The sequence below is a fragment of the Idiomarina sp. 29L genome, assembly GCF_004123135.1.
GTDB lineage: Bacteria > Pseudomonadota > Gammaproteobacteria > Enterobacterales > Alteromonadaceae > Idiomarina.
On record NZ_SDJS01000001.1, the window covers coordinates 689,526 to 703,365 of the forward strand.

General features: G+C 45.3%; 9 protein-coding genes. 8 read left to right on the plus strand and 1 reads right to left on the minus strand.

The features are described 5' to 3' along the window. Positions 1-26 precede the first annotated feature (26 nt). On the minus strand, positions 27-2,282 hold the full coding sequence (gene katG, locus EST55_RS03385; protein ID WP_129496497.1) for a catalase/peroxidase HPI: 2,256 nt from the start codon (positions 2,280-2,282) through the stop codon (positions 27-29). 231 nt (positions 2,283-2,513) lie between these two features. On the opposite strand from katG, the gene EST55_RS03390 reads away from it, so the two are divergent. The 8 genes from EST55_RS03390 (at position 2,514) to EST55_RS03425 (ending at position 13,676) form a co-directional block, all read left to right on the plus strand. After that, positions 2,514-3,089 carry an RNA polymerase sigma factor gene (locus EST55_RS03390; RefSeq protein ID WP_240665228.1) on the plus strand — a complete coding sequence of 192 codons (576 nt, stop codon included), beginning with the start codon at positions 2,514-2,516 and terminating at the stop codon, positions 3,087-3,089. Further along, the gene (locus EST55_RS03395) at positions 3,086-4,090 is read left to right on the plus strand and encodes a FecR domain-containing protein (protein WP_129496499.1); all 1,005 of its coding nucleotides are present in this window, start codon (positions 3,086-3,088) and stop codon (positions 4,088-4,090) included. The genes EST55_RS03390 and EST55_RS03395 overlap by 4 nt, the downstream gene beginning before the upstream one ends. A gap of 76 nt (positions 4,091-4,166) precedes the next feature. Then, the gene (locus EST55_RS03400; protein WP_240665229.1) at positions 4,167-7,235 is read left to right on the plus strand and encodes a TonB-dependent receptor; all 3,069 of its coding nucleotides are present in this window, start codon (positions 4,167-4,169) and stop codon (positions 7,233-7,235) included. 8 nt (positions 7,236-7,243) lie between these two features. Next, positions 7,244-8,419, plus strand: a complete 1,176-nt coding sequence (locus EST55_RS03405) for a M14 family metallopeptidase (RefSeq protein ID WP_129496500.1) — start codon at positions 7,244-7,246, stop codon at positions 8,417-8,419. 101 nt (positions 8,420-8,520) lie between these two features. Continuing rightward, positions 8,521-9,129 (plus strand): outer membrane beta-barrel protein, encoded by a 609-nt coding sequence (locus EST55_RS03410; protein ID WP_129496501.1) that lies wholly within the window; start codon positions 8,521-8,523, stop codon positions 9,127-9,129. A gap of 277 nt (positions 9,130-9,406) precedes the next feature. Then, positions 9,407-11,029, plus strand: a complete 1,623-nt coding sequence (locus EST55_RS03415) for a BCCT family transporter (RefSeq protein ID WP_240665237.1) — start codon at positions 9,407-9,409, stop codon at positions 11,027-11,029. Between the two features lie 50 nt (positions 11,030-11,079). Beyond that, positions 11,080-12,936, plus strand: a complete 1,857-nt coding sequence (locus EST55_RS03420; RefSeq protein WP_129496503.1) for a DUF294 nucleotidyltransferase-like domain-containing protein — start codon at positions 11,080-11,082, stop codon at positions 12,934-12,936. Positions 12,937-12,938: 2 nt separating this feature from the next. Next, entirely contained in the window at positions 12,939-13,676 is a 738-nt protein-coding gene (locus EST55_RS03425) for a 3'-5' exonuclease (protein ID WP_129496504.1), read from the plus strand. Positions 13,677-13,840 lie beyond the last annotated feature (164 nt).

Below are 13,840 nucleotides of genomic sequence, written 5' to 3' on the forward strand. Positions count from 1 at the left end.
TTTTTATTTCACCAATGTAACCTAACTTATTGCAGGTCAAAACGGTCTAGCTGCATCACTTTTGTCCATGCCTGAACAAAATCGTTGACGAACTTCTCGTTAGCATCGCTCATTGCGTAGACTTCAGAGACTGCACGCAGTTCAGAGTTTGAACCAAAGATAAGATCAACCGGGCTTGCTGTGAACTTCAGTTCGCCCGTTTCGCGATCATAACCTTCATACACCGCTTCGTTGTCTTCTGATTTCTTCCACTCGTTATCCATCGTTAGCAGGTTAACAAAGAAGTCATTATTCAACGTACCGGGTTGGTCAGTTAATACGCCGTGCTCAGAGCCGTCGTAATTCGCTCCAATGGTGCGTAAACCACCAATCAGGACTGTCATTTCAGGTACCGTCAGAGTTAATTGGTCGGCTTTATCAACCATCATCTGAGCTGGTGACAAGCGGTTGCCTTCACCAAAGTAGTTGCGAAATGCATCAGCTTTTGGCTCCAGGAAAGAGAACGAATTGACATCGGTCATTTCCTGAGTGGCATCAGTACGACCCGGCTCGAATGGCACTGTTACATCGTAGCCCGCGTCTGCAGCCGCTTTCTCAATAGCTGCGGCACCGCCCAACACAATAACGTCAGCCAGTGACACGTACTTGTCGCCTGACAGGTCATCATTAAAGTCCTCGTGCACTTCTTTCAGTGTTGCCAGAACCTCTTTTAGCTCTTCCGGGTTGTTCGCTTCCCAGTTAATTTGCGGCTCTAACGCAATACGTGCGCCATTTGCACCGCCACGCATGTCCGTTCCGCGGAAGCTTGAAGCCGACGCCCAAGCTGTACGAACTAACTGCTGAACCGTCAGACCTGAATCCAGTAATGCTTCTTTCAACTCAGCTACATCGTTTGAGTCAATCAGTTCGAAATCAGCATCTGGAATAGGATCCTGCCAAATCAAATCTTCTGTTGGTGCCATGTCACCTAAGTAACGCTGGTTCGGCCCCATGTCACGGTGAGTCAGTTTAAACCAGGCTTTTGCAAACGCCTTTTCAAACTCTTCCGGATTCTCATGGAAGCGTTTCGCTATTTTGCGATACTCAGGGTCAAACTTCAGTGACAAGTCCGTAGTAAACATAATCGGCGCATGACGTTTACCTTCTACGTGCGCATCCGGCACCAAGTTAGACGCCTGGCCATCAACAGGAATCCACTGAATAGCGCCCGCCGGACTCTTAGTTTGTTCCCACTCAAAGCCAAACAGGTTGTCGAGGTATTGCGTCGTCCATGCGGTTGGGTTTACCGACCACGCACCTTCTAAGCCGCTGGTAATAGTGTCTTCCGCATTACCCTTACCACACTTATTTTTCCAGCCAAGACCTTGCTGTTCAACAGGAGCTGCCGCAGGCTCAGCTTCTAGACACTCTTCAGGCTTGTGCGCACCGTGCGCTTTACCAAAAGTGTGACCACCGGCAATAAGCGCCACGGTTTCTTCGTCGTTCATAGCCATACGGCCAAAGGTATCGCGAATGTCTTTTGCCGCTAATAACGGGTCAGGTTTACCGTTAGGACCTTCTGGGTTTACGTAAATGAGTCCCATCTGTACTGCTGCTAATGGGTTTTCCAGCTTGCGATCGCCTTTGTAGCGTTTGTCGCCGCCAAGCCATTCAGTCTCTGGTCCCCAGTAAACAATATCAGGCTCCCATGCATCTTCCCGGCCACCAGCAAAGCCATAGGTTTCAAAACCCATCGACTCTAAAGCGACGTTTCCTGTTAACACCATTAAGTCAGCCCACGATAAGCTGCGACCGTATTTTTGTTTCACAGGCCATAATAAACGGCGCGCTTTGTCTAAGCTGACATTGTCCGGCCAGCTGTTTAGAGGTTCAAACCGTTGTTGAGCGCCAGCTGCACCACCACGACCATCTTGCACGCGATAAGTACCAGCACCGTGCCAAGCCATACGAATAAAGAAAGGACCGTAATGTCCATAATCAGCTGGCCACCAGTCTTGGTCAGACGTCATTAATTCTTCAATGTCTTTTTTAACCTGCTCAAGGTCAAGTTTGCTAAAGGCTTCAGCATAATCAAAGTCGTCACCGTAAGGGTCTGACTCAGGACTGTGCTGACGCAATGGCTCAAGATTCAACTTGTTAGGCCACCAGAATTCATTGGATTTAGGCTCTGGCTTGTTCACATCGTAAGACATATTGTCCTGTGCACTAGCAACACCAGAAGCCACTGACAACGATACCGCAATTGATACCGCAGAAAGTAAAGGAAGTGTTTTCATAAACATGGTTTATTACCTTTTTGTTAAACACCAGTTTGGGCGCAAATAATAATAGACCAAACCAACAATTTCGGTAGGTTCAAATAGATTCGAAAAATAGATTGGGTTAATCGGAAGGTTCTTATTTATCCCTGAAATTCTTCCAATTGTTAAGAAAAAATAAATGTGGAGGTAAAAGTATCAGGCTGCGTATATATCTATAGATAGCACGTTTAATAAATAAGGCATCTCGTCATTTTGTTTAAACATAAAGCGGCATTTTCACCAACAGCAAGTAATAAACTCATCGAGAGACTCGTCAATGAGTACGATATTACTTTGCGCCGCTTTGTTCGCGTTAGAACAGGCCAATTTGAGGAAGATGATGACGTTATGCAGGAAATTTATGTGAAGCTTAGTCAAATCTCAGATCTTCACAAACGATTGTCAGGCAGAATGTCCACAGTAAAAAACTACCTACTACAAATTGCTAATCACGTCATTATTGATAGAGCTCGTCGGAGTGCTTCACGGCGCGCGTCAGACCACATTTCTCAAATTGAAGAACTTCACTTTACAGACTTAACATCACCTGAGCGTGCTTATACCAACAAAGCCATATTAGAGCGTATTGAGCTAGCTTTAGGTCACCTGAAGCAAGAACACAGGCAAGCGTTTTTATTGAGTAGAATTAACGGAATGAGTTACAGAGAAATAAGTGATCAACTGGATGTTTCAGTTAGCACCGTAGAAAAATACATTTCCTCCGCTTTACGTGAAATAAGGAAGGCAACGGAAGGTCTTGAGTCGGCAAATGGTGAGATTAAGTTATGAACCGTGACGAGAAAGTGCAAAAACAAGCCGCCTACTATGTCACGCGGTTATTTTCCGGTGAGTTAACCGCCAGTGAAGAGCGCGAGATACAAAAGTGGCTTAATGAAGACATCTCTCATAAGCGAGAATTCAATGCGATACTCGCAATTTGGCAACACAGTGAAGTGGCATACCGTTCAACTAAACGTGCTTCTCATTTAAAACGATCTTTCTCATTCGCTGCATCTATTCTTATAACCGCTATCACTGTCTACTTTTTAATAAACGCCCTTCCCTATTTTTCACCCGCTTCTCAAGAAGTTAAGAGGAACCAGCTTTTAACAAATAAGGTTCACAACCCAATCATCATGACTAAAGCCTTTCAGTCCAGCGTAGGTGAAGTTCGTCAGGTTGACTTGCCGGATGGTTCAACGGTTACTTTAAATACCGATAGCGAAATTTCCGTTATGCTAACCAGTGAACAACGTTTGGTTGAACTGCACCGGGGTGAAGTGTTCTTTGACATTCAAAAGGAAAATTCCAGACCTTTCATTATTAACACCGGGGAACAAAGAATAACCGTTCTGGGCACTCGCTTCACTGTTCGTAAGAACACCGCTGAAGACTCACTAAAAATATCGGTTATAGAGGGTGTCGTTGAATTTGATACCCTTAAAACCAACACAAACAAAACCATTCGCCTATTAACATCAGGTGATATCGCAACGTACGAGAACAAACACAAAAAAATCTCATTAACTCGCGCAAACAGAAACAATCAGCAGCCGGGTTGGATTAAAGGCGTTCTTAGGTTTGATAATGCCCCTTTAAGTGAAGTCATCGCGGAATTGAATCGCTATCGCACGAAACAAATTCAAATGGTTTTTGCTCAACAAGAGCAATTCCGCATTAGTGGCGTATTCCGGCTGAGTGACGATGATAGTGTTTTAAACGCCATCACAGCAACTCTTCCAGTTAAAGTTCACGAAACAGAGCATGCTATTGAGCTTTCCAAAAAATAATGGAGGACATTCAAGTTCAGTGCGTATATGCCTTTAAAGACGCAGTAAACCTTCAATAAATAAAAAGGTACTGATTATGATTAAGCATAAACAAAGTTACATCGCACTTTGTACCTGCGCGGCGTTAAGCTGTATTTCCCTACCAGCTCAAGCAGCGCCGATTATTCCTCAAGACCCCGTCCAGTCAATATCGCTTGCAGAACAACCGTTAAGCGCGTCGTTACTTGATCTCGCCGAGCAAACAGGCACGCAAGTTATATTTTCTCCAGAGGTTGTTGATGGTTACAGTGCTACGCCCTTAGAGGGGGACTTTGTACCTCTAGAGGCACTAGAGCGTTTACTAACAGGAACCGACCTTGAGGTTATACGTCAGTCTGAAAATACATTTATTATCCAACGTGAAGCAGAAGAACCACCTCAACCCAGCCCTGATCAAACAGAGTCCATGGAAAAAATTACTGTCGTAGGCAGTAATATTAGAGGTGCGCAAGCTGCCGGAAGACTGCCGGTTACAGTCCTCAATGCCGACGACATAACCAATACCGGAGCAGTAACCGGGGACGAGTTATTACGCTCAGTGCCTCAAATAGGAGACATTAGCTTTAACAACGAACGGGCCATTGGTGGCGTTAATGACGCCCGCGGCGACGTGGCTTCCATCAATTTAAGAGGCATAGGTACTGGTAATACGCTAACCCTTCTAAACGGCCGTCGCTTAGTTTTACACCCTGGGACTCAAACCGAAAACTTCGTTCCAGTTGCAACGGTCAATTCAAACACTTTGCCGGTATCGGGGTTACGTCGACTAGAAGTATTAAGAGACGGGGCATCCGCGCTTTATGGCACTGATGCCGTTGCTGGCGTTGTTAATTATGTTCTCAAAAAGGAAGTAACCCAGTCAGAATTAAAGCTAAACGCCGGTAATGCTGAAGGAACCTCAATGCAACAATATTTGGCTAGCGGTTCGACAGGCTTTTATTTCAATGATAATAAAAGCCATTTAAGCCTCTCATTTGCCTATTATACCCGAGATGAAATTGGTGCTAACGAACGCTCTTATTCGGCAAGCGAAGATCGCCGTTTTAATGAGAGAGTCCCTACAGAGTTTATTGGCGATACACAGTTAGATAACCGCTCTCTTTCTAGTCCCTGGGCAATTTTTGACGGCGAAAACATTGGTCGCTTCCATATTCGCCCTGAGTCCATGGGAGATTGTTTCCAGGTTATTTCTGAAGGCGTCTGTGCCGCGGAAGGGTCTATTCCACGAGAAATGCGTTACGATTCAGCACTTCAGGATCAAAGCATGACCTCTGCAGTTGACCGCATAAACTTATTCGCTTACTACACCCACTCACTTAGCCCAAACCTCGAATTGTTCGGCGAAGCACTTTACTACGAGGCAATATCAAAACGTCGCAGAGAACAAAATGCAAACTTAACCGCACAGCGCTTTACCATTAGTGAAGATGCTGCATACAACCCGTTTGGCGAAACCGTTACATTACGCAATATTCGACCTATGGATGTCGGTCCACGAAGGATTGAAGTTGAAGATTCAAGCTACCGCCTGTTAGCGGGACTGCGTGGTTACGCAAAAACCTGGGAGTGGGAATCAGCCTTGCTTTATTCCAGAGCGGATACTCTGGATACCGGTTATAACAGGATACGCGTCAGCGCTTTACAGCAAGCAATAAACTCAAGCAATCCAGAAGAGGCGTATAATCCATTTATTGGTGGGGATCCGAATAACCTAAACAGCGGAACTACTGCCTACAACGCGCCTGACGTAATAGCAAACTTAACCGACAACATAACCCGGGATAGCTCCACTGAACTTGCTCAATGGGACTTTAAACTATCAAACCCAACGCTTGCCAACTGGTATGCCGGAGACATTGGACTTGCAGCGGGAGTTGAGTATCGCTATGAGTCATACGCTGACGACAGACATCCCCTTCTGGATGGCTCAACACCATTCTATGATCAGATAACGGGCGAACTGATGACAGACTCAGACGTTCTTGGAAGCAGCTCGACACCCGACGCACAAGGCAGTCGTAATGTATTCTCAGCCTATACTGAACTGCTTGTCCCCTTGCATGAAACATTCGATATGCAACTGGCGTTACGCTATGAACGTTTTTCCGACGTTGGCAGCGTGACCAAGCCTAAACTGGCTCTAAGTTGGCTTCCTGTCGATTGGCTCCAATTGAGAGCTTCTTATTCTGGTGGTTTCAGAGCCCCCAATCTGCCTCAGGTCGTCGAAGAAAGTGTCTCGCGTACAAACAGTCGAACCGACCCTGTCATAGACGATAGATACAGCATAACTGAGGTACGAGGCGGTAACAGCGAACTCAGCCCGGAAGATGATGAAATATACAATTTCGGTATTGCTATTACTCCATTCGAAAACTTCCTCATTACTGTCGACAGATGGCGCATTGAGCAAGAAGGTGTCGTGGGTATTCTAAATAGTCAAACTCACCTGCTTTACGATTCGTTGCTTCGTTCTCAAGGTGACTCAAATCCAGCAGTTATTCGCAACGACGAATTAGAAGTCGTTTATGTTAATAATCAATACGACAACCTTGAAGTTAGAGAAATTTCCGGAACGGATATTAGTGTTAGTTATCAGGTGAACAGTGATAATTACGGCCTTTTTGACTTCTCTATAAATGCTGCCCATTTACGTAAATTTATGCAAACCCCGGACCCTATCAGTGCCATTGTTCTGGAGGCTCAGAAAAATGGGAACCCTGCTGTACCCATTGACATACCTGTTGTTGGCGCTGGTGATTTAAGGCAAATGAACGGTAACCCCAAGTGGCGTGCGTTCACTCGCCTCGATTGGGACCTGGGGAACTGGGGTGCCGGCATTCGAGTCAACTATATTGACGACTTTTACGAAACCAGCGTGACTACATCTGAAGGAGATATGATGCCGATAGACAGTTGGACCACAACCGACATTTATCTCGACTACCACTTCAGTCAAAGATCTCTCGACGGGCTCAGTATCCGATTAGGGGCCCGAAACATAGCCAACAAGAAACCGCCTATTGCCGATGAAAGCTTTGGTTATTTCTCAGACGTCCATTCAAATCGCGGACGTTACACTTACGCAACCTTGTCCTGGGCATTTTAGAGGAATAAATGCTCTCTTTAGCCAGCGTTGCATTATTCAGTCAGTTAACGCTTCAGCAGCCTCTGGATGAAAAACCAAATAATCCTGATGGCTGCTCATTCTCGCAAGTCGAATTTACTACTGACTTTTCTGCAGGACGTTTGCATCATTGCGAACAAGAGCAGGACGGTGAATTTAAGCTTTATTTGAAACCGGAAAAAGAAGATATTAACCCCAGTCCCTGGTACGCATTTGCTGTTGAAAACATGGTCGATGAGAGCAGAACCTTTACTATTACCTTATTTGCCGACAAAGGCATTTCAAGATATAAACCGAAACGCAGCAGTATAGGCGAAGACATGTGGCACCCTATCCCTTTCTCAGAAGGTGACGGATGGCTAAAGTTTGAAGTCACTCTGCCAGCAAAAGAAAAAGAAATTATTGCCGGACAGGAAATCATCGATAACGTCCACTATATAGAGTGGTTAAGTAGTTTAATTAAAGAGCCTGAACGCTCAAAGGTTATCTCTCTGGGGGTATCCAGCGAAGGAAGAAACCTGGCAGCATTAGAGCATACGGTTACTTCAAGTAATAAATGGCTGATACTGATTGGTCGTCAACACCCTCCAGAAGTCACTGGCGCAATAGCCCTTCTCCATTTTGGTGAGTTGCTATTTAGTGATGAAAAATACGTTTCTGACTTTCGTAAGCAATACAACATTTTACTCGTCCCTAATATGAATCCCGATGGGGTTTATCACGGCAATTGGCGCTTAACCGCTGCTGGTGTTGATATGAACAGGGACTGGAAGAACCAAACGCTTCCAGAGACCCAAGCCCTGGCTAAATACCTAACAAAGTTAACTAACGACGGCGGTCGAATTGAGTTTGCCATTGACTTTCATTCTACTCATCGCAATGTTTTTTATACGATACCTAAAGACTACGAACCCAGCTCTGGTGTGCCCTTAAGAAACCCTCAGCGAGTCTATAACTGGATTGAAGAAATCGCTGAGATGGTCGACTCTGTGGAGCTTGATTATCAACCTGGCGCGCACCCTGAAAGCGGTGTGTTCAAACAGTTTATTACTGACAAGTTCGCGGCTCACGCAGTGACTTACGAAGTCAGTGACAGCGAGGATCGCGATAACATAAAACGTGTCGCAGAAGCCGCTTTAATTTCCCTTATAAATCGCCTCGATTAAAGGTTTCGTAAATACCGTTGAAGCTTTGCTACCTAGGCTATAGCGTTATTGATGTGAAAGGAAAAGCAACATGTATAGAAACCAAACAGTAAGGAAGCATCATGAAAAAGACAATCATTGCACTCGCTTTAATTGGAACTTCAACAGGCGCTTTAGCGGACTCTCCTAACTGGGATAAAATTCAGGCGACCTATATCGAAACGGACATTGAAACGCCACTTGATGAAGACATATCAATGGACGGTTATGCTGTGTCTGGCTCGCTTTCACTCAGTGACTCAGTTTTTGTTTTAGCCAACTTCGACTCAGTTGGCGACGAGTCAGACTTTGGTGACGTGGATTTAGATTCACTGAATGCAGGTTTGGGTTTCAATCATGGTATTACCGACTCGACCGACATTTTCGCGACCGTAACCTATGAGAAGCTTGAACTTGTCGGCTCTATCGATGCTATTGGCTCAGAGTCATTTGACGAATCTGGCTATGGTGCAGGGCTAGGTATACGCTCTATGATAACCGACTTTTTCGAACTCTCTGTCAAAGCTGACTATCTGGATATTGAAGATGAAAACGCTATTCGTTATGACGCGTCAGCTTTTTTTCACCTAACGAGCAACTTATCGCTGGGGGTTGGTTATAAACTGTATGATTTAGATGAAATTGATCAGGATATCGACACTATCGGTGCGAGCGTTCGTTACAGCTTCTAAATAACCGACAAACTGGCGTATATGTGCTTATACGCCAGTCATTTGCTTCTTTGTTTATCAGTTATTTGAAAAACAATTCTAATTTCCTACCGATCTAACTTTAAGAATTCTCCGTAGCTTCTATACTCTACTCATGAATTTAAAAATAAAGCTTTAAATTCAAATGCGTAATAGCGCCTATTTTTAATAAAGGGGAAGCTAAATGACCAAAAAAAAAGAAGAAGAGGTACTGCGCGGCGACAAAGATGTAGAACGAGAGCGCCAAGCGTCAGACCCAATGATTCCAGACGGGGAAGTTAACCCCATAAATACGGACTACCAAATTGGACAAGACAACGTGGTCATGAAAGTAGGTCCATTCGGGCTTGATTTTCATAACCGCGTTTTTGCTATTTCAGGGCTAGCCATTATCGCTTTCGTATTTATTACGTTAGCATTTCAGAATCAGGCAGAGCCAATATTTACCAGCACGAAAAACTGGTTAACAGCGAATTTAGACTGGTTCTTTATTGGGGCTGCAAACATATTTGTCTTACTTTGTTTGTTCTTAGTATTTTCCCCATTAGGAAGAGTCCGAATTGGGGGTACAGAAGCAAAACCTGACTTCTCTTACCTGGGCTGGTTCTCAATGTTATTTGCGGCAGGCATGGGTATTGGACTCATGTTTTATGGTGTGTCCGAGCCTATAACGCACTTCAGTACCGCTCTTGGCGGAACGGAAGTTAACGCGGATGGTATTCGCACCGACTGGGCGCCGCTTGGCGCTGCCGGAGGAAATGAAGAAAAAGCCATTGCCCTTGGTATGGCTGCAACCATTTTCCATTGGGCTTTACACCCTTGGGCCATATACGCAGTTCTGGCTTTAGGCTTGGCACTGTTCTCTTTTAATAAGGGATTACCATTAACCATTCGCTCTATTTTCTACCCCATTTTGGGAGAGCGTGTTTGGGGCTGGCCAGGCCATATCATTGACATCATTGCCATTTTGGCTACGTTGTTCGGCTTAGCTACATCACTGGGTTTAGGCGCCTCTCAAGCGGCTTCCGGCTTTAACTTTTTATTCGGTTGGGACCAGGGCAGTACAACGCAAGTGTTGCTGGTTATCGGTATTACCGCTGTCGCTTTAGTCTCTGTTTTAGCCGGCCTTGAATCTGGTGTTCAGCGTTTATCGCAAATCAATATGACACTCGCCGCACTGTTAATGCTCTTTGTTATTATAGTGGGGCCAACGGTTGCTATTCTGACTGGTTTCGTCGATAACCTGTATAACTACGTTGTGAACTTACCTGCACTGTCTAACCCTGTTGGTCGCGAGGACTTAAACTACTCACAAGGCTGGACTTCATTCTATTGGGCTTGGTGGATAGCATGGTCACCGTTTGTCGGCATGTTCATTGCCCGCGTTTCAAGAGGTCGTACAGTACGTGAGTTCTTAATTTCAGTACTGCTCATTCCTTCGCTTGCCTGTGTATTCTGGATGAGCGTATTTGGTACCGCGGCTATTGAGCAATTCCTTGCCGGTGCAGAAAAGGTCGCAGAAGTTGACTTATCATTACAACTGTTTGTGATGTTGGAAGGCCTGCCCTGGACGGGCATCACATCCTTCGTAGCCATTGTCCTTGTCATGGTGTTCTTCATTACGTCATCTGACTCTGGCTCATTGGTTATTGATACCATCAGTGCGGGCGGTAAAGTTCACGCACCAACCACTCAGAAAGTATTCTGGTGTACTTTTGAAGGATTAGTCGCTATTGCTCTAATCCTTGGCGGTGGCCTTGTTGCCTTGCAGGCGATGGCGGTATCAGCGGGACTTCCATTTACGATCGTTCTACTCGCGGCGTGTGTTGCGCTAGTCCAGGGCTTGCGCTCTGAACCACGAGTTGGTAAAACCACAAAATAATCGACCACGAGCGGCGCCTCTGGGTGTCGCTCACCTTTTAAGGTGCTTATATGGAAGCTGAGCACGTAGAAATACTGAACTTCTTACGCAAGTACTCTCCTTTTAACGAGCTACCGGAAGAAGAACTTCAATTAGCGGCACAAAACACCTCTGTTGCTTACTTTAAAGCGGACACTCAAATCCTTGAATTTAATCAACACATTGATGCACTTCACGTTGTCAGAAGTGGCTCTATAGAGACTTATCACAAAGACGGCTCGTTGTTTAACCGCTTAGATGAAGGCGGTTTTTTTGGAGAAGCCGGCTTACTTCGCAAAGGCCGAGTCCGCTTTCCCGTAAAAACCATTGAAGACACTTTGCTCTACTATATCCCGGGCGATTTATTCAATCGTTTTTATGATGAATACGATGCTTTTGCCGACGCCGTTGAAGTTGAAGAGCAACGTCGGGTCAGTCACGCGGTAAAAACACATGAAAGCCGCAATCGTACGTTGTCCGCTCGGGTGGAAACGTTAATTACGCGCGAGCCAATCGCGATTAATAAAAGTGCATCAATACGTGAAGCCGCTTGCCTAATGACAGATGAGAAGGTCTCGTCTTTACTCATTTATGACGATGAAAAACGGGATATCCCCACCGGAATAATAACCGACAAAGATTTGCGAAAACGCGTGCTTGCAGTGGACAAAGACGCCTCCGATCCAGTGGCCGACATTATGTCGGAAAATTTAGTTTTTGTTCAGCATAATAATCGGGTTTTTGAAGCGTTCTTGACGATGCTACGCACCAACTTACACCACTTACCGGTATTACGTCAGTCCAAAGTCATAGGTGTTATTGCTTTGTCAGACGTAGCGAGACATGAATCACAAAGCAGTCTGTACATTGTGTCGAGTATTTTTAAACAAACCAGTATTGAAGAACTTTCCCAATTAGTGCCGGATGTACACAAAAGTTTTGTGCGCATGGTTGAAGAAGACGCGAACTCTCGAATTATTGGGTCAGCTATGGCAACCATTGGGCGCAGCTTTAAACAACGCTTATTAGAATTGGCTGAGGAAAAGTATGGCCCGCCTCCTGTACCTTATTGTTTCTTGGCTCTCGGCTCCATGGCTCGCGATGAACAAACCGTTGTGACCGACCAGGACAATGCAATGGTTCTGGATGACAGTTTTGAGCCTAAATTACATGACAAATATTTTTTAAATATTGCGCAGTTTGTTTCTGATGGGTTAAACGCCTGTGGTTACACTTATTGCACAGGCGATATAATGGCAACCAATCGTAATTGGCGTCAGCCATTATCAAAATGGAAAGAATATTTTACCGACTGGATAGAAAACCCGTCACCAGAAAAGCTTCTGCATTCGTCCATTTTCTTCGACTTAGATGGCGTCAGTGGTGAGATGCGTTTTGCAAAAGAGTTAAACCAGCTCATTCGAAAGAAGGCGCCGAAACATAAGCGTTTTTTAGGATCGATGGCTCGCAATGCACTAAACCGTACTCCCCCACTCGGCTTTTTTAAAGACTTTGTTATGGAAAAAGACGGTAAGCACCGTGACAGTATAAACACAAAGCGTCGCGGCACGGGGCCGGTAGCGGACTTAATTCGTGTGCACGCTTTAGCTATTGGTGCACAACGGCAAAACTCGTTTGCCCGTCTCGAAGAAATTATTGATGCCAATATCTTACCCAAAGGTCGCGGCCCTGATTTACGAGATGCATTGGAATTAATTTCTATGGTTCGAATTCGTCATCAGGCGTTAGCTCTGGAGGCAGGTGATACGCCAGATAACAATGTGGCACCTGAAGACCTTTCTGACTTTGAGCGTAAAAACTTGAAAGACGCTTTCCAAATTCTCAGTAATGCGCAGAAATACCTGCGTTATAAATACTCTGGAGGCTAATTATGCTGTATTTGCCACCAGACGCCGAGAATAAGCAGAGAAGAAGCACGGTAAACTGGCCAAAGCGATTTCAGGAACTTGCGGAGAAAGCAAAGCACCCCGCCCTTAAGCGCTACTACGAAGCCGCAATTGCTGCGGCTGAAACACCAATTAAAGACGTGCCGATGGTTGCTGTTGACTTCGAAACGACCGGTCTTGATCCTGACAAGCACGGCATTATTAGTATCGCGGTTATTCCTATGACACTGGGACGAATCGACATGAGTCAGGCCAGGCAATGGGTGGTAAAACCCCGACGGTTATTAACCGAAGAATCGGTCACTATTCACGGCATAACGCACAGTGAAATAGAGCGAGCACCGGATTTAGCCCAAGTCATTGACCCACTTCTAGAGGCTGTCGCCGGCAAGGTATGGGTGGTTCACTACAACGGTATTGAGCGCCCCTTTTTACAAGGGGCCTTTGAAGAGCGTTTAAACGAGACCATTCATTTTCCAGTTATCGACACAATGGAAATTGAAGCACGCTTCCATCGCCAAAAGCGCAGTTTATGGGAAAAAATAACCGGTAAAAAGCCCGTATCTATCCGTTTAGCTGACAGTCGGCAGCGCTATAACCTGCCCTTTTATGCTCCCCATGATGCCATGACAGACGCGCTTGCCTGTGGTGAGTTGCTGCAAGCACAAATTGCGCATCACTTTTCGCCAGAAACCGCCATTGGAGATATTTGGCTGCCCTAGACTACTTTTATCTGAGAGCGTCGAGACTATCCAGAATATGTTGGAGATCGGAAATTTCGGTTACTGCACTTGGTATCATAAGTTTACGTAAAAATACTGGCATGTGCCTTTGATTCGTGTCAGGTTTTACTTTCTCATATAATTCAAAATTAAACATTATCCAA

What these genes read in the sequence shown, in the direction of transcription:
- EST55_RS03400 (WP_240665229.1), top strand. Translation starts at nt 4,167, where the DNA reads ATGATTAAGCATAAACAAAGTTACATCGCACTTTGTACCTGCGCGGCG.
- EST55_RS03420 (WP_129496503.1), top strand. Translation starts at nt 11,080, where the DNA reads ATGGAAGCTGAGCACGTAGAAATACTGAACTTCTTACGCAAGTACTCT.
- EST55_RS03410 (WP_129496501.1), top strand. Translation starts at nt 8,521, where the DNA reads ATGAAAAAGACAATCATTGCACTCGCTTTAATTGGAACTTCAACAGGC.
- katG (WP_129496497.1), bottom strand. Translation starts at nt 2,282, where the DNA reads ATGTTTATGAAAACACTTCCTTTACTTTCTGCGGTATCAATTGCGGTA.
- EST55_RS03405 (WP_129496500.1), top strand. Translation starts at nt 7,244, where the DNA reads ATGCTCTCTTTAGCCAGCGTTGCATTATTCAGTCAGTTAACGCTTCAG.
- EST55_RS03425 (WP_129496504.1), top strand. Translation starts at nt 12,939, where the DNA reads ATGCTGTATTTGCCACCAGACGCCGAGAATAAGCAGAGAAGAAGCACG.
- EST55_RS03395 (WP_129496499.1), top strand. Translation starts at nt 3,086, where the DNA reads ATGAACCGTGACGAGAAAGTGCAAAAACAAGCCGCCTACTATGTCACG.
- EST55_RS03415 (WP_240665237.1), top strand. Translation starts at nt 9,407, where the DNA reads ATGATTCCAGACGGGGAAGTTAACCCCATAAATACGGACTACCAAATT.